The 16,114-nt window shown below is 65.3% G+C and carries 17 protein-coding genes; 9 read left to right on the top strand and 8 right to left on the bottom strand.

What is annotated here, in order from left to right:
• Positions 1–11: 11 nt before the first annotated feature.
• Both AC4GYS_RS08060 and AC4GYS_RS08055 read right to left on the bottom strand, forming a co-directional pair.
• Positions 12–689 carry a cell cycle transcriptional regulator TrcR gene (locus tag AC4GYS_RS08060; protein WP_491109383.1) on the bottom strand — a complete coding sequence of 226 codons (678 nt, stop codon included), beginning with the start codon at positions 687–689 and terminating at the stop codon, positions 12–14.
• A 209-nt stretch (positions 690–898) separates the two neighbouring features.
• Positions 899–1,897 carry an NAD(P)H-quinone oxidoreductase gene (locus AC4GYS_RS08055; protein WP_491108569.1) on the bottom strand — a complete coding sequence of 333 codons (999 nt, stop codon included), beginning with the start codon at positions 1,895–1,897 and terminating at the stop codon, positions 899–901.
• 47 nt (positions 1,898–1,944) lie between these two features.
• On the opposite strand from AC4GYS_RS08055, the gene AC4GYS_RS08050 reads away from it, so the two are divergent.
• The 4 genes from AC4GYS_RS08050 (at position 1,945) to AC4GYS_RS08035 (ending at position 6,360) form a co-directional block, all read left to right on the top strand.
• On the top strand, positions 1,945–2,139 hold the full coding sequence (locus tag AC4GYS_RS08050; protein WP_491108568.1) for a DUF1192 domain-containing protein: 195 nt from the start codon (positions 1,945–1,947) through the stop codon (positions 2,137–2,139).
• 105 nt (positions 2,140–2,244) lie between these two features.
• Positions 2,245–4,581: an ATP-dependent Clp protease ATP-binding subunit ClpA gene (gene clpA / locus AC4GYS_RS08045; protein WP_491108567.1), complete on the top strand. Its 2,337-nt coding sequence runs from the start codon at positions 2,245–2,247 to the stop codon at positions 4,579–4,581.
• A 172-nt stretch (positions 4,582–4,753) separates the two neighbouring features.
• Entirely contained in the window at positions 4,754–5,311 is a 558-nt protein-coding gene (locus AC4GYS_RS08040) for a hypothetical protein (protein ID WP_491108566.1), read from the top strand.
• Positions 5,308–6,360: an OmpA family protein gene (locus AC4GYS_RS08035; protein ID WP_491108565.1), complete on the top strand. Its 1,053-nt coding sequence runs from the start codon at positions 5,308–5,310 to the stop codon at positions 6,358–6,360. Before AC4GYS_RS08040 ends, AC4GYS_RS08035 begins: the two co-directional genes overlap by 4 nt.
• On the opposite strand, the gene AC4GYS_RS08030 is transcribed toward AC4GYS_RS08035, so the two are convergent.
• From AC4GYS_RS08030 to mutM, 5 genes are all read right to left on the bottom strand, one after another.
• On the bottom strand, positions 6,349–6,801 hold the full coding sequence (locus AC4GYS_RS08030; RefSeq protein ID WP_491108564.1) for a tRNA (cytidine(34)-2'-O)-methyltransferase: 453 nt from the start codon (positions 6,799–6,801) through the stop codon (positions 6,349–6,351). The genes AC4GYS_RS08035 and AC4GYS_RS08030 overlap by 12 nt on opposite strands.
• 70 nt (positions 6,802–6,871) lie before the next feature.
• Positions 6,872–7,255, bottom strand: a complete 384-nt coding sequence (locus AC4GYS_RS08025; protein WP_491108563.1) for a hypothetical protein — start codon at positions 7,253–7,255, stop codon at positions 6,872–6,874.
• A 100-nt stretch (positions 7,256–7,355) separates the two neighbouring features.
• Positions 7,356–8,726, bottom strand: coding sequence for a chromosomal replication initiator protein DnaA (gene dnaA / locus AC4GYS_RS08020; protein WP_491109382.1), 1,371 nt, complete (start codon positions 8,724–8,726; stop codon positions 7,356–7,358).
• Between the two features lie 418 nt (positions 8,727–9,144).
• A complete protein-coding gene (rpsT, locus tag AC4GYS_RS08015; RefSeq protein WP_491108562.1) occupies positions 9,145–9,408 on the bottom strand; it encodes a 30S ribosomal protein S20 in 264 nt (87 codons plus the stop codon).
• 97 nt (positions 9,409–9,505) lie between these two features.
• Positions 9,506–10,312: a bifunctional DNA-formamidopyrimidine glycosylase/DNA-(apurinic or apyrimidinic site) lyase gene (gene mutM / locus AC4GYS_RS08010; RefSeq protein ID WP_491108561.1), complete on the bottom strand. Its 807-nt coding sequence runs from the start codon at positions 10,310–10,312 to the stop codon at positions 9,506–9,508.
• Positions 10,313–10,358: 46 nt separating this feature from the next.
• Here mutM and AC4GYS_RS08005 point away from each other — a divergent pair, with 46 nt between their 5' ends.
• The 3 genes from AC4GYS_RS08005 to AC4GYS_RS07995 all read left to right on the top strand — a co-directional run bounded on the left by AC4GYS_RS08005 (position 10,359) and on the right by AC4GYS_RS07995 (position 13,270).
• Positions 10,359–11,090 carry a class I SAM-dependent methyltransferase gene (locus AC4GYS_RS08005; protein WP_491108560.1) on the top strand — a complete coding sequence of 244 codons (732 nt, stop codon included), beginning with the start codon at positions 10,359–10,361 and terminating at the stop codon, positions 11,088–11,090.
• Positions 11,087–12,622 carry a 2-polyprenylphenol 6-hydroxylase gene (ubiB, locus tag AC4GYS_RS08000; RefSeq protein WP_491109381.1) on the top strand — a complete coding sequence of 512 codons (1,536 nt, stop codon included), beginning with the start codon at positions 11,087–11,089 and terminating at the stop codon, positions 12,620–12,622. The genes AC4GYS_RS08005 and ubiB overlap by 4 nt, the downstream gene beginning before the upstream one ends.
• 84 nt (positions 12,623–12,706) lie before the next feature.
• Entirely contained in the window at positions 12,707–13,270 is a 564-nt protein-coding gene (locus tag AC4GYS_RS07995) for a hypothetical protein (RefSeq protein ID WP_491108559.1), read from the top strand.
• Here the strand turns inward: AC4GYS_RS07995 and yghU are convergent.
• Positions 13,267–14,136 carry a glutathione-dependent disulfide-bond oxidoreductase gene (gene yghU / locus AC4GYS_RS07990; protein ID WP_491108558.1) on the bottom strand — a complete coding sequence of 290 codons (870 nt, stop codon included), beginning with the start codon at positions 14,134–14,136 and terminating at the stop codon, positions 13,267–13,269. The genes AC4GYS_RS07995 and yghU overlap by 4 nt on opposite strands.
• 236 nt (positions 14,137–14,372) lie before the next feature.
• On the opposite strand from yghU, the gene AC4GYS_RS07985 reads away from it, so the two are divergent.
• Both AC4GYS_RS07985 and dut read left to right on the top strand, forming a co-directional pair.
• Positions 14,373–15,629, top strand: coding sequence for a bifunctional phosphopantothenoylcysteine decarboxylase/phosphopantothenate synthase (locus AC4GYS_RS07985; RefSeq protein WP_491108557.1), 1,257 nt, complete (start codon positions 14,373–14,375; stop codon positions 15,627–15,629).
• Positions 15,626–16,063, top strand: coding sequence for a dUTP diphosphatase (gene dut, locus AC4GYS_RS07980; protein WP_491108556.1), 438 nt, complete (start codon positions 15,626–15,628; stop codon positions 16,061–16,063). The genes AC4GYS_RS07985 and dut overlap by 4 nt, the downstream gene beginning before the upstream one ends.
• The last annotated feature ends 51 nt before the right edge of the window (positions 16,064–16,114 follow it).

The raw sequence follows: 16,114 nt of genomic DNA, 5'->3' as shown, positions 1-16,114 counted from the left end.
GTCGAATCCGGTCAAGCGCGCTTGAACGGGTCGAGAATTCCCGGGACGATCTCGTTGGGGCCAAGGCCCTCTTCGGCCGCCAGCGCCGCCTCCGCATCGCGGGCATGCTGCTCGCGCTCGGCACGCAGCTGCTCGATCAGCGAGGCGCGGTCGCCTTCCAGGCGGGTATCCGTGCGCTCGGCCATGCCGGCTGCCTTCTGCGCCTTCGCCACCGCGGCATCCAGCTCACGCTGCGTGGTGAGGCCCAGCGTCACCGGGTCCTTCGGCTGGATATTGGCCAGGTTCCAATGGGTCCGGTCGCGGATCGCCGCGATGGTGGTGCGGGTCGTGCCGATCAGCTTGCCGATCGCTCCGTCGGTGACTTCCGGATGATTGCGAATGATCCAGGCGATGCCATCCGGCTTGTCCTGACGCTTGGACACCGGCGTATAACGCGGCCCCTTGGTCCGGGTGACTTGGTCCGGCACCTTTTGCATCTGCAAGCGGTAGTCGGAATTGGCCTGCCCGCGCTCGATCTCCTCGTGCGTCAGTTCGCCCGACCGAAGCGGGTCGCGCCCCGTCAGCTTGGTCGCCGCCGTGTCGTCCGCGATCGCCTGCACTTCCAGGATATGGAGGCCGCAGAAGTCCGCGATCTGCTCGAACGACAGGGACGTGTTGTCGACCAGCCAGGCGGCGGTCGCATGGGGCATCAGCGGGGTCGCTTGGGTGGCCTGGGCCATCACGGGTCTCCAAACATGAAAAGGGCCGCCCCTTCACGGAGCGGCCGACGTTGGTTGGCGCTTACGCTTGTTGCTCGCAGTGGGCAAGCCTGTCCCTCGTCCTGAGCGTAGCGGAGCGAAGTCGAAGGGCGCCCTTCGACTACGGCTCTAACGAGCCTCCGCTCAGGACGAGCGAGATATCACGTAACCAGCACAATCTTGCCCACATGCTCGCCGGCTTCCATTCGCGCGTGCGCCGCCGCGGCCTCGCCCAGCGGGAAGGTCCGGTCCATCACCGGACGCAGCTGCCCGCTTTCCACGAAGCCCCAGACTTCGCGCCGGATCTCCTCGGCAACGGCGGTCTTGAATTCGACCGGGCGCGGCCGAAGCGTCGAACCGGTCAGCACCAGCCGCCGTCGCATGACATCGACGATGTTGAGCTCGGCCGTCACGCCGCGCTGCGTTGCGATGGAGACATGCCGGCCGTCGTCCGCCAGGCAGCGAATGTTTCGCGGCAAGTAATCGCCACCGACCATGTCGAGCACCACCGCAACGCCCTTGCCGCCGGTCAGCCGCTGCACCTCAACCTCGAAATCCTGCGACTTGTAGTTGATCGCCGCGGCAGCGCCGATCTCCATCGCCCTTGCGCACTTTTCGTCGGACCCGCAGGTAACGATCGCCTTGACCCCGAACAGCCGGGCCAAGGTGATCGCGGTCGTGCCGATGCCGCTGGTCCCGCCATGAATCAGCGCCCACTCCCCTTCCGCCGCACCGCCGCGCTCGAACAGGTTGGTCCAGACGGTAAAAAGCGTCTCCGGCAGAGCCGCGGCTTCCTCCAGCGACAAACCCTCTGGCACGGGCAAACAGGTGCCGGCCGGTGCAAGTGCATACTCCGCATACCCGCCGCCCGCGATGAGGGCGCAGACCTGCTGCCCGATCATATGCGTCGCGCCCGCCCCCGCGGCGACCACGGTCCCCGCGACTTCCAGGCCCAGGATGTCCGAAGCACCCGGCGGCGGCGGATAGAAGCCCCGACGCTGCAGCACATCGGGGCGGTTCACCCCAGCCGCGGCCACCTTGATCAGCACTTCGCCAGCGCCCGCCTCCGGCACCGGCCGCACGATCGGCACCAGGACTTCCGGGCCACCAGCCTCCTGTGCCACGATTGCAACCATCTGGTCGGGGATATCGCTACTCATCCCGCGACTCATTGACAGGCCCGCCGGCCCGGTCAACGCTTGGCGACATGGATGACGATTTCTTCTCGTCCAAGCCCGATGACCCGCTGGTGCTGCTGGCGCGCCAGGACCTCGACCCCTTCTCACAGCATGAACTGGCGGAGCGGATCGACCTGCTGAAGGCGGAGATCGCCCGGGTCGAATCGCACATGGCCGCCGTCGACCGGCACCGAAGCCAGGCCGATGCGCTGTTCAAGCGCTGAACTCTCTCGACCAACGCCCTGCCGAGCCCTTGATGAGGGCTCAAACGCTTACGACATTAGCAGCAAGTCCGAAGGGCCTTTCGCCTTTCGGCCAAGGAGCCAGTAATGCCGAGTTTCGCTCGCGAACTAGAACAGACCCTGCACAATGCCCTCGGCGAGGCGAGCCGGCGGCGGCATGAATATGCCACCCTCGAACATCTGCTGATGGCGCTGATCGACGATGGCCACGCCTCCAAAGTGATGACCGCCTGCGGCGTCAACCGCGACGAGCTCAAGGCCACCGTCAAGCAATATCTCGACGGAGAGCTTGGCGCGCTTGTCGCGGACAGCGGGACCGATCCGACGCCGACCAGCGGTTTTCAGCGCGTCGTGCAGCGCGCGATCCTGCACGTCCAGTCGTCCGGGCGCGACGAGGTCACGGGCGGGAACGTGCTGGTTGCGCTCTTCTCCGAACGCGAAAGCTACGCTGTCTACTTCCTGCAGCAGCAGGACATGAGCCGCCTCGACGCGGTGACCTATATCTCGCACGGCGTCGGCAAGGGTGAGTCGACCGAACCGCAGGCACCGCAGGGCGCCGAGGAGCAGAAGGCCGAGCAAAAGGGCGACAAGAAGGAGTCCGCCCTCAAGCAGTTCACCGTCGACCTCAACGAGAAGGCCAAGATCGGCAAGGTCGATCCGCTCATCGGCCGGGTGGCGGAAGTCGACCGGACGGTTCAGATCCTCTGCCGGCGGTCCAAGAACAACCCGCTCTATGTAGGTGACCCGGGCGTCGGCAAGACCGCCATCGCCGAGGGACTTGCGCGCAAGATCATCGAGGGCGACGTCCCCGACGTGCTGAAGGAAGCCGTGATTTACGCCCTCGACATGGGCGCGCTGCTGGCCGGCACCCGCTATCGCGGCGATTTCGAAGAGCGGCTCAAAAGCGTCGTGTCGGAACTGGAGAAGATGCCGCACGCCATCCTCTTCATCGACGAAATCCACACGGTGATCGGCGCCGGCGCGACCAGCGGCGGGGCAATGGACGCGTCCAATCTGCTGAAGCCGGCGCTGTCGAGCGGTGCGATCCGTTGCATCGGCTCGACCACCTACAAGGAGTTCCGCAATCACTTCGAAAAGGACCGCGCCCTGCTCCGGCGCTTCCAGAAGATCGACGTCAACGAACCGACGGTTGAGGACACGATCAAGATCATCGCCGGGCTTCGCTCGTCGTTCGAGCAGCACCACTCGGTCCGCTACACGCCCGATGCGATCAAGTCGGCGGTGGAGCTTTCCGCACGCTACATCCACGACCGCAAGCTGCCGGACAAGGCGATCGACGTGATCGACGAGGTCGGCGCCATGCAGATGCTGGTGCCGCCCAACAAGCGCAAGAAAACCATCACGCCCAAGGAGATCGAGCAGGTCGTCGCGACCATGGCCCGAATCCCGCCCAAGAGCGTCAGCACCGACGACAAGAAGGTGCTCGAAAATCTCGAAGCGGACCTGAAGCGCGTGGTCTTCGGCCAGGACCTGGCGATCGAGAAGCTCGCCTCGGCGATCAAGCTCAGCCGGGCGGGCCTGCGCGACCCGGACAAGCCGATCGGCAACTACCTCTTCTCCGGCCCTACCGGCGTCGGCAAGACGGAGGTTGCGCGCCAGTTGGCGTCCGTGATGGGCATCCCGCTCCAGCGGTTCGACATGTCCGAATATATGGAGCGGCACTCGGTCAGCCGGCTGATCGGCGCGCCTCCGGGCTATGTCGGATACGATCAGGGCGGCCTGCTCACCGACGCGGTCGACCAGCAGCCGCACTCGGTGCTGCTGCTCGACGAGATCGAGAAGGCGCACCCGGACCTGTTCAACATCCTCTTGCAGGTGATGGACAACGGCAAGCTGACCGATCACCACGGAAAGACCGTCGACTTCCGCAACACCATCCTGATCATGACCACCAACGCCGGCGCGTCCGACATGGCGCGCGAGAGCATCGGCTTCGGGGCCATGAGCCGGGAGGACGTGCAGGAAGACGCGATCAAGAAGATGTTCACGCCCGAATTCCGCAACCGCCTCGATGCGGTGGTGCCGTTTGGCTACCTGCCGCCGGCCGTGGTCGCGCGGGTGGTGGACAAGTTCATCCTCCAGCTGGAACTGCAGCTGGCCGATCGCGGCGTGCATATCGACCTCGACGAGGAAGCGCGCGAGTGGCTGACGGGTCGCGGCTACGACAAGCTCTATGGTGCGCGTCCGATGGGCCGGCTCGTCCAGGAGAAGATCAAGCAACCGTTGGCCGAGGAGCTGTTGTTCGGCAAGCTGGTCCACGGCGGAGAGGTCAAGGTGCGCATCAAGGACAATGTTCCGGTGTTCGAGATCGCCCCCGCCCCGCCCAAGCCGGTCAAGCCCAAGAGCGCCAAGGGCCGCAAGCCGGCCGCGGCCAAGCCTTCGCCGGAGGATGCGGCGGAGTAAATCGGCTTTCGTTGGCCTGTTGAAGAGCCCGTCGCGACCCACGCGGCGGGCTTTTTTCTTGTTCCGCGCACATCCCGCCGAGTCGCAAGGTATCTGGCCGGTTGTGGGTTGGCCTCCTCGCGCAACCGTTTAAAGGAGCGCCAAGCGAACCGAAGCCTACGGGGAGACCTCGATGCGTCCTGTTGCGTTTGTGCCTGGCCTGATCCTGCTTGGCCTTGCCGCCTGCTCTCAACCGTCTTCCGATGCCGATAACCAGGCCACTGCCGCTGCGCCCGGCGCTGGCACGACCGCGACAGCCGGCGCCGCCACCTTGTGGGCCAATGGCGAAAAGCGTCCGCTCGATATCCAGTCCGCCCACCCGAACGGCGTCGTCCTGCAATTGACCTCCGTCCAGTCGCGGCCGACGGAGACGGCGGTCGGCGTTCGCGTCATCAACGGCCGCGACCGGGCCATCGACCTCAACCGCTTCAACAGCAATCGCGACGGCTATCTCGCGCTCGACACCGGCGAACGGCTTTACCTGTCGCCGCCGGGCAACAACAATCGCCTGACGGTCGAAGCCGGACAGACGCTGGAAGGCGAACTGGTCTTCCTTGGCAAGCTGCCCCAGTCGCAGAGCGCCGTCCTCATTCTTAATGAGAACAGCCAAACGGACAGCGAGTACACCACCACGCCGGGCTTCCGGGTCAACCTGCCGCTGGGCACCGTGGCCGGGGCCTCCGCGCAATGAGCCGGACGACCGTGCCGCGGTCGACAGGCTGGGTGCTTCTCCTCGGCGGCCTGATCCTTACCGGTTGCGATGGAGGCGGGCTGCTTGGCACCTCCGACGGCGCCTCCGTCGATGCGCAAATTGCCCATCCGAACGGAACGGTGCTGCAACTGTTGTCGATCAAGGCGGACGGCGATCGGACGCTGGTCATTGTGCGTATCATGAACGGGCGCGACCGGGAGATCAGTCTGAACTCGGGCTCGGACAACTCCTACATCCTGACCGACGGCGGAGAGAAATTGCTCCTGGTCCCTCCCGCCGGGAATCCTCGCCTGTCCGTGCCGGCCGGCCAGACCATGGACGGGGCACTGGTCTTTGCTGGAGCCTTGCCTCGATCCGAGCGCGCCACGCTGGTGCTGAACGAGAACGGTACAGCCGATGGGCAGTATAGCTCCTCGCCCCGCTACCAAGTCGCAATTCCGCTATCGGGCGCGTTCGGCGGGGGCGGCATTGCCGAGACTTCCGCGCTGTCCAATATGCGGCCCAATGCGGCCTCGTCGCTCAAGTTGGCGAGCGCGACCGGCTCGACCCTGGGCGCCGGCGGGCAGGCGACCAGCAGCTTGCAGGCGGTGGAAGCGTTGAAGAGCGAACTTGGCGCGACCCAGACCGACCGCGGCACCGTGGTCTCGCTGCCTGGCGACGTGACCTTCGATTTCGACAAGTCCACCATCCAGGCCGGCGCGCAGCAAACGCTGGATCGGCTTGCCCGGCTTATCCAGGCCTCGCCGGAGGGTCAGGTCACGATTGAAGGCCACACTGACGCGAAGGGCAACGACGACTATAACAAGCGCTTGTCGGAGGGTCGGGCCGACGCGGTGAAGGCCTATCTGGTCGGCAAGGGTATCGACCAACAGCGCCTTCGCACGATCGGTCTTGGCGAATTGCGCCCGATTGCTCCCAATGCGGCTTCGGACGGAGGTGATGACGAGCAAGGGCGGCAACGCAACCGCCGGGTCGAAGTCATTCTGCCAGACGCGGCGCCCCGGCCCAATCAAGGCTCAACCCGGTAGTAATTCCGTCTGACGCAGCGCTTCACCCAGCGCGAGCGCGGCCGACGTTGCAATATTCATCGAGCGGACCTCGGACCGCATTGGAATGCGTACCCGCGCATCGCAGGCTTCCGAGACCAGTGGCGGGACCCCGCCACTTTCCTTTCCGAAGAGCAGCACATCGTCGCTGCCGAAGCGAAAGTCATAAGCCGACTGCACGGCTTTGGTCGTGAAGAGAACGAGGCGCCGGCCTTCCATCGTCATCCGAAATGCATCGAAGCTTGGATGGCGCCGCACGTCCACATGGTCGATGTAATCCATCGCGGTCCGCCTGACGCGTCGGTCGTCCCATTCGAACCCCATCGGCTCGATCAGGTCCACCGCGACGCCAAGGCAAGCGCCCAGCCGCAGGACGGCGCCGACATTGCCGGCAATCTCCGGCTCGAACAGGGCGATGCGCATCCGGCCTGCTTGGCGCCAGGCAAAGGGCGGGGCAAGTCTCGCGATCAACCCTCGCCCTTTAACCGAACGGCTAACGCGCGTTTGCCGCCGACCGCTGAAACGAGCGCCGCTCGACCAGATCTGCCACCCGCAATTGCTGCTGCTCCTCGCCGCAGGCCTCGAGACGTCGGTTGAGCTCATGCAGCCGCTGCTCCCGCTCGGCTCCCTTAAGCTTGGCAATCAGCTGGAATTCGCTGCTCATCTGGCCGGCGCAATGCCGCATCGTGTCGCAGGCGATCTGGTCCAAATCCCTGTCGCCGGTCGATTTCACCGTCTTGCACCGGCTGCCCCCGGCATTGCCGGACATCTTGCCCCGCCAATTCTTGAGGCGCCTGGCCGTGACGACGATGTCCTGTTGCTTTGCCGCCGGCCCAACCACTTCAGCCTGCAGCATCAGGAACACAGCGACCAGCATACGAACCCTCCCTTACGCACGACAACGGATCAGGGATCGTAGGGAACGTCGCCACTCACGCAAGCGGCGGTTGAACGCTAGCCGCGCCTGGTCGGCCTAATCAGCCTTCCAGCTGGCGTGTCAGCAGTCGAATCGCGGCGTCGATCTCGGGATCGCTGGCCCGCAGCTTTTCGATCTGGCGGACCGCGTGGATCACCGTGGTGTGGTCACGCCCGCCAAAACGTCGCCCGATGTCCGGCAGCGACTTGGGCGTCAATTGCTTTGACAGGTACATGGCAACCTGCCTCGGGCGAGCCACTTCGCGGGCGCGTCGGGCGCTGGTCATCTCGGCCTTGCGGATGCGGTAATGCTCGGCGACCTGGGTCTGAATCTCGTCGATCGAAATGCGACGCTGGTTGGCGCGCAGCACGTTGGCCAGCACTTCTTCGACGAACGGAACGTCGATCTGGCGCCCGGTCATCATGGCATAGGCCGCGATGCGATTAAGCGCGCCTTCGAGCTCGCGGATCGAAGCGGTCAGCCGCTTGGCCAGAAAATGCACCACGTCCTGCGACATGGCGACGCCGGGCAACAGCGCGAGCTTCGCCAGGATGATGTTATAGCGCAGTTCCAGGTCGGCCTGGTTGATGTCCGCCACCAGACCCCAGCTCAGCCGCGACAGAATTCGTGGAGCGATCCCGTCCAGATCCTGAGGAGCACGATCGGACGTGATCACCAGCCGCTTACCGGCCGTGATGATCTCATTCATCGTGTGAAAGAATTCTTCCTGCGTCGATTCCTTGCCGGCGATGAACTGGACATCGTCGATCAGCAGCAGGTCGGCCGAGCGCAGGCGACCCTTGAACCCGATCGTATCGTTCTCGCGGATGGCGCGAACGAATTCGACCATGAACTTCTCGGCCGACATGGAAACCACCAGCGCCTGCGGGTTCAATTCCAGAAAGCGTTGGCCAAGAGCGTGCAACAGGTGGGTCTTGCCGCGCCCGGTGCCGCCATGGATGAACAGCGGGTTGAAGGTGACACTCGGCGCTTCGGCCAGCGTCCGGGCGGCGGTGGCGGCGACTTCGTTGGCCTTGCCGATCACGAAGCTGGCGAAGGTGTAGCGAGGATCGAAATTCGGTCGCGGATGGACTGACGCGGGAACCGCGCGCTCCGCAGGAAGCGGTTCTTCGTCCAGGATCAGCAGCGGGGCGGGTCGGGGACCGCCTTCGCACGCCACGATTCGGACCTCGCGAACGATCGGCAGCGTCGTCTTCCAGGCCAGCTGCAACCGCTCGCCGAAATGGCTGCGGACCCAATCGGCCATGAACTTGCTCGGCATGACGATCTCGAGACCGCCCGTGTCGGGCTCGAACGCGCCCAGTTCCGCTGGCTTCAACCAGCCGTCGAAGGTGCGCGCGCCGCAGTCACGGCGCAGGCCGGTGCGAATAGTGTCCCAGGCCGCATCCAGCGGCGTTGCGACCCCATCCATATCCAGCGCAACCGATGACTGCCCCTCTGTCACTCTTCTGCGCCTCCTCAAAATTTCTGCCGACGGGCAAAGCGGTACCGTTGCGCCCGACGCGAGTCGCGGCGCTCACCCTTTGTCCTGCGTGCATCCCCCCAGTGGAATCACTGCCGGAACGAGGGTTTTGGGCAGGTTCGCTTGGACCCGCAAGAGACCTTTTTTCATCCAGCTGAAATAAACCGGCTTGACAGCCGTTTCCCCTCGGTAAGGCCCATTACCATTGGAAATCCGCCAATTATGAAGCTCGGTTAACTTGCGACTATCGCGCGAATCGCGGGAAACGTTACGTTTTCGGGGCAAAACGAAAACGGCCGCCGAATCGCTCCGGCGGCCGTGTCTGGTAATGGCACAACCAGGCGCGCGGTCCGCGCCCAGCGCTCGCTTAACCGAGAGCCGAGACCCGCTTGGTCAGGCGAGAAAACTTCCGCGACGCGGTGTTCTTGTGGATGACGCCACGTGCCACGCCGCGCGCCAGTTCCGGCTGCGCCTTCTTCAGCGCATCGGCGGCAACCGTCTTGTCGCCTGATGCCAGCGCTGCTTCGACCGCCTTGATGAAGGTCCGGATGCGGCCGACACGCGCGCCGTTGACTTCGGCCCGACGGGTGTTGCGGCGGATGCGCTTCTTGGCTTGCGGCGTGTTCGCCATGCTGTTTTCAGTCCCTTGGATTGCAAAAGAAAAGCGGCGCGGAAGCCCGTTGGCCCGCACCGGCGTGGCGTTCCCCTACGCAAAAGCGCGATTCGGGTCAACGCTGACATTTCGGGCAATACCAGGTGGACCGCCCACCCTGCGCGAACCGTTTGACCTTGCCGCCACAGGCGCAGGGCTCCCCTTCGCGGTCGTACACCGCGAAATCCTTGGAAAAATAACCCAGCGCCCCATCTGGCTGCGCATAGTCGCGCAACGTCGATCCACCAGCCGCGATCGCTTCGTGCAGGACCTGTCGAATGGCCGGCACCAACCGCTCAAGCCGCGCTCTGCCGACCTTGCCGCCCGCGCGCTTCGGGCTGATCCCGGCCCGGTACAGTGCTTCGCAGACGTAGATGTTTCCCAGCCCGGCCACAATCCGCTGGTCCAGCAGCAGCAGCTTGATCGCCGCGCTCCGCCCAGCAAGCCGCCGCGCCAGATCTTCCGCCGTCAGGTCGAACGGCTCCGGTCCAAGCCCGGCGAAGCCTTCCCAGCTACTGAGCCCGTCCGTCCGAACCAAGTCGACGGAGCCGAACCGCCGCGGATCATTCAGGGCCAGGCGGTGGCCGTCGTCCGTATCGATCAGCAGGTGATCATGCTTGTCTGGCGCAACCGGATCGATCCGCCACCGCCCGCTCATCCCCAGATGAAAGATCAACGTGTCGCCGCGGTCGGTCCCGATCAGCCCGTATTTCGCCCGCCGGCCGAGCTCTGTCACCCGCGCGCCGGTCAGCCGCTGGCCAAGGTCGTCCGGAAAGGCCCGCCGCAAGTCCGCCCGCCGCGGCTCGACCCGCACGATTAGTCTTCCATCCAGCACCTGGGCCAGGCCGCGGACGGTGGTTTCGACTTCGGGAAGCTCGGGCACGAGAGGCCATATGGCGCGCCCCGCCCGTCCCGGCTAGAGCGCGGCCATGCCTAGCCAAGTCAACTTCGGCGACCAGCTCGTCACCCCGGAAGAAAAGACCCAGAAGGTCGGTGCGGTCTTCTCCTCAGTGGCCCGCCGCTACGACCTGATGAACGACCTCATGAGCGGCGGCATGCACCGCTTGTGGAAGGATCGCTTCGTCGCACGCGTGAAGCCACAGCCGGGCGAGCAGATCCTCGACATGGCGGGAGGTACCGGCGACATCGCCTTCCGCATGGCGAAGCGCGGCGCGTTGGTAACAGTATCCGACATCAACGCAGACATGCTGGCCGTCGGCATGGAGCGGGCGGAGCAGCGCGGGATTGAGGGCCTCAGCTGGTCGCAGCAAAACGCGGAAACGCTGACCTTTTCCGACCGTAGCTTCGATGCCTATACCATCGCCTTCGGCATCCGGAACGTCACCAACATTCCCGCTGCCCTTGCCGAAGCGCACCGCGTGCTGCGCTACGGCGGGCGCCTGTTCGTGCTGGAATTCTCGACCACCGACTGGCCTGGGTTCGGCGAACTCTACGAGCGCTATTCCGACATCGCCATTCCGCGCATCGGCAAGATCGTGGCCGACGACGAGGAAAGCTACCGCTACCTCGTCGAGTCCATCCGCCGCTTCCCCAAACCGGAATCATTCCGCGCCATGATCGCCGACGCCGGCTTCGTCCGCACCAGGGTCGAGACACTGCTCGGCGGCCTCGTCTGCATCTGGAGCGGGTGGAAGATTTGACCTCCGCTCCCGTCCATCTCTGGCGCCTCCTCAAGTGGGGCCGCACGCTGGCGAAACATGGCGCGCTGCAGGGGATCGAGCGCGATCCGCTCACCCCGCCCGCGGTCCGCCGCCTGGTCAAGCTGGCGCGCTTCGGCACTCGCCAGCCCAAGGAGCCCGACTATGCCCATGCGCTGCAGGCGATCGGCCCGGCCGCGATCAAGCTTGGCCAGGCCCTCGCCACCCGCCCCGATCTGGTCGGGGAAAAGGCCGCGCACAACCTGCTCCGCCTGCAGGACTCGCTCCCGCCCGCCCCCTTTCCACTGATCCGGGAGGCGGTGGAGAAAGCGCTCGAAGCGCCGCTGGAGAGCCTGTTCTCCGAATTTGACGAAACTGCAGTGGGCGCCGCGTCCATCGCCCAGGTCCACCGCGCGGTCACGACCGAGGGCCGGCAGGTCGCCGTCAAGGTCCTGCGCCCCGGCATCGAGGAAGAATTTGCCCGCGCGCTCGAAACCTACGAATGGGCCGCCGCGCATGTCGAAACCCTCGGCGGCGAGGCCGAGCGCCTCCGGCCGAAGATGGTCATCGCCCATTTCCGGCAATGGACCCGGCGCGAACTCGATCTCAACCGCGAGGCGGCGAGCGCGTCGGAGCTCAAGCAGAACATGGTCGCGGAGGCCGGCTTCTATGTCCCCAACATAGACTGGAAGCGTTCCGCCCGCCGCGTCATGACCCTTGAATGGCTGGACGGCATCAAGCTTTCCAAGCACGACCAGCTGATCGCGGCGGGGCATGACCTTCCCCAGCTTGCCCGCACCCTGGTCCGCGCGTTCTTGCGGCAGGCCGTGGTCGACGGCTTTTTCCACGCCGACCTTCACCAGGGAAATCTTTTCGCCCTGCCCGACGGCCGGGTCGCCGCCATCGACTTCGGCATCATGGGGCGGGTGGACCGCCGCGCCCGCTTGTGGCTCGCCGAAATCCTCTACGGACTCATCACCGGCAACTACCAGCGCGTCGCCGAAATCCACTTCGAAGCGCAGTACGTCCCTGCCCACCACAATGTCGCCGAGTTCACGACCGCGTTGCGCGCCGTCGGGGAGCCGATGCGCGGCCTGCCGGTCAAGGACATCAGCGTCGGTCGGATGCTCGAGGGCTTGTTCTCGATTACTCGCGACTTCGACATGCCGACCCAGCCGCACCTGCTGCTGTTGCAAAAAACGATGGTCATGGAAGAGGGGGTTGCGACCTATCTCGATCCCGACATCAACATGTGGGAAACGGCCGAGCCTTTCCTCAAGGACTGGATTCGCGGTGAGCTTGGACCCGAAGCCAAGCTCGCCGACCGCCTGCTGGAAACCAGCCGGGCATTCGCCAAGATTCCCAGCCTGATCGATCGCCTCGACCATTACTTCCCAGCGCCTGGCGCCGCCCCACCGGCCCTGCCGACCGCGCAGGTCGAGGTGACGCAGTTGCCCAAGGCAAGCTGGCGCGACATCCTGATCGCGTTGATCGCCGCCGCGGGTGGGGCTGGTGCCGTACTGCTGCTGACCTGATCCGACCGCGAAGTGACTCGCCTCGGTCTTGAATCGGAGTTAACGGGCGAGTGACCGTTTAACAGCGCCAAACAGGGAGTTCCCATGACCCAGCGTGCCACCGTCACCCTTACCGAGCTTCACTGCGACGCCCAGTCCGAGAACGGCGGCTGCGAACCTTATCTCTACACGGCGTTTTTCGCGCTCGGCGGCGATACGACCCAGTTGATCGCGCCGGAACATGACGATGTCCGCGGCGCCTTCGCCAACGATGTCACGTCCGGGCAGATGCTGCCCGTGCCGGCCGAGCTTGGTACCGCCAGCTTCGATCTTGGAAACGCCAGTAAGGTGGGCGTGGCGGCGCTCGTCATCGACGAGGACCTCGGCCGCGACGTATCGGTCGATAAGGGCCGCGAGGCCTTCGCCCGCGAGCTGGAGGCGCAGTTGCAGGCGGGCGAAACCGACGCAGCCCGGATCGAAGAGGCCGTCCTGCAAAAGGTCCGCGGCGCGATCCACGGCACCTACGATTATTCCGATCTGCACCGCGATCAGGACGATCATCTCGGCTTCGGTCTCGAGTTGCTCGAGCCGCAGGCCCGCGAGTTCGAGCTGCATCTCGGCGCGCTCGACGACCGCTTCCGGCTGAAGGGCCGGGTTTCGGTAGACTAGCCGACCGGTTCGGGCTTGGGGACGCGGTCGAAGTCGGCCGCGTCGTGCCGCTCGGGCAATTGCTCGTGCGGCTCACCATCCCGCCGATTGACGATGCGTCCGCGCTTCACCGCCGGGCGCTCGTCCAGCTGCTTCGCCCACCGCTGGACATGCTCATATTCGTGCGCCGACAGGAACAGATCCGCGTCAGGGTAGGTCCGGCCCAGAGCCACGCCGCCGTACCACGGCCACACTGCCATGTCGGCGATGCTGTATTCGTCGCCCGCAACGAATTCATGCTGGGCGAGCTGCCGGTTGAGGACATCGAGCTGCCGCTTCGCCTCCATCGCGTAGCGGTTGATCGCATATTCGATCTTGACCGGTGCGTAGGCGAAGAAGTGTCCGAACCCACCGCCCAGGAAGGGCGCTGATCCCATCTGCCACATCAGCCAGCTCAGCACCCGCGCCCGCTTTGGCCCGGACATCGGCAGGAAAGCCCCGAACTTCTCGGCGAGATAGATCAGGATCGCGCCGCTCTCGAACACCGGCACCGGCTCCGCGCCCGAACGGTCCACCAGTGCTGGGATCTTGCTGTTCGGATTGATCTCCACGAAGCCACTGCCGAATTGATCGCCTTCCATGATGTCGATCAGCCAGGCGTCATACTCCGCCCCGGCATGCCCGGCGGCGAGCAGCTCTTCCAGCATGATCGTCACCTTCTGCCCATTGGGTGTGCCGAGGGAATACAGCTGGAGCGGGTGACGACCGACCGGCAGCTCCCGGTCATGCGTCGGGCCGGCGATCGGCCGATTGACGCTGGCGAATTTGCCACCGCTCTCGCCTTCCCACGTCCAGACCCTGGGCGGCTGATAGTCCGTGTCGGCCATGCATTCTCTCCTGTCGCGTGGGCCGCAGGTAAGAAGCGCGTAAGTACTTTCAAAGTAGGATAACGCGTGCCACCGTTCCCGGCATGGCGCCATTCCGGCCAGAATCTCTCATCCTTCGCATCTCAAACCCTGCATGGGAGGCGAAGAATTGGGGGACGTCGTGTCCAACTTGTCCAAGTTGAACTTGTTTGTCGCCACTCGACTCAGGCCAGCGCGCCCGGCTAGGCGGCGCTGATATGGCGCGCATCCTCCTCATCGTCGGCGGCGGCATCGCGGCATTCAAGGCTGCCGAACTGATCCGCCTTGCCCGTCGCCACGATCACAGCGTCACCCCCGTGCTGACCGCCGGCGGGGCGCATTTCGTGACACCGATGACCCTTGCTGCGCTAGCGGAAAGCCCCGTTTACACCTCGCTTTGGGACCTCAAGGACGAGACGGAGATGGGCCACATCCAGCTCTCGCGGGCCGCCGACCTGGTGCTCGTCTGTCCGGCGACCGCCGACCTGCTGGCGAAGATGGCTGCCGGCATCGCCGACGATCTTGCCACGACGCTGCTGCTCGCCACCGACAAGCCGGTCGCCGTCGCCCCGGCCATGAACGTGCGGATGTGGCAGCACGCGGCGACCAGGGCCAATGTCGCGAGCTTGCGGCAGCGCGGCGTGCAGGTGATCGAACCGGTCGAAGGCGAGATGGCGTGCGGCGAATTTGGGCCAGGCAGATTGCCCGAACCCGCAGAGATTCTTGGCGCCGTTCCACTCGGCATCGCTATTCCGCTCGTACCGAGCCAAGGCGAGGTGCGCCGGAGTGAAGGTGCGGAAAGCGGAAGTTCCTCGAATGCGCTGGGGAAGAGCGCTTCGCTTGCCGGCAAACATGTCCTCGTTACCGCCGGTCCGACGCACGAGCCGATCGATCCCGTCCGGGTCATCGCCAATCGCAGCTCCGGCCGCCAGGGTTTTGCGCTTGCCGAGGCCGCCGCTCAGGCCGGGGCCCGCGTCACGCTGATTGCCGGGCCGGTTCACCTCCCGACGCCGGGCGGCGTTGCGCGGATCGACGTTGAGACCGCCGAGCAGATGATGGCAGCGGTCGAGGCCGCGCTGCCGGCGGACGTCGCCATCCTGGTGGCCGCCGTTGCGGACTGGAAGGTCCGCTCGAGTCCTTCCAAGCTCAAAAAGGATGACGGCCCGCCCGATCTCGTCCTGTCTCCCAATCCGGACATTCTGAAGTCGCTCGGCACCCACCCCCTCCGACCACGCCTGCTGGTCGGTTTCGCGGCCGAGACCAGCGAGCTGCTGGCCAATGCCGCCGCCAAGCGCGAGCGCAAGGGCGCCGACTGGATCATCGCCAACGATGTTTCCGGCGACGTCATGGGCGGCGCCAACAACCATGTCTTCGTGGTCAGCGCTGACGGCACGGACGATCTTGGCGAAGCGCCGAAGGAAGAGATCGCCCGCCGCCTGATCGCTCGCATCGCACAGGAAATCGCACCGAGATGATTCGTATCCAGATCAGCCGCCTGCCCCACGGGGAGGGCCTGCCCCTGCCCGCCTACGCCACCCACGGCGCTGCCGGACTCGACGTGGTCGCGGCCGAAGATCTCGATCTTCAGCCCGGCCAACGCCACGCCGTCGCGACTGGCTTCCGGGTCGCTATCCCCGAAGGCTATGAGATTCAGGTTCGCCCCCGCTCCGGACTCGCCTTCAAGCACGGCATCACCGTTCCCAACACGCCCGGCACCATCGACAGCGACTATCGCGGCGAGCTGAAGATTCTGCTGATCAACCACGGCGACGCGCCCTTCCCCGTTCGCCGCGGCGAGCGCATTGCCCAATTGGTCCCGGCGGTCGTTACGCCGGCCGCTCTCGACGAGGTCGACGAGCTGGACGACACCCATCGCGGTGCCGGCGGCTTCGGCAGCACAGGGCAATGACCCCCACCCCCGGCATTCCCGCGCAGGCAGGAATCCATTTCCCGGCCTCTG

It is taken from the genome of Sphingomonas sp. SP1 (assembly GCF_058313395.1).
This window is presented reverse-complemented; position numbering and strand designations above follow the sequence as displayed.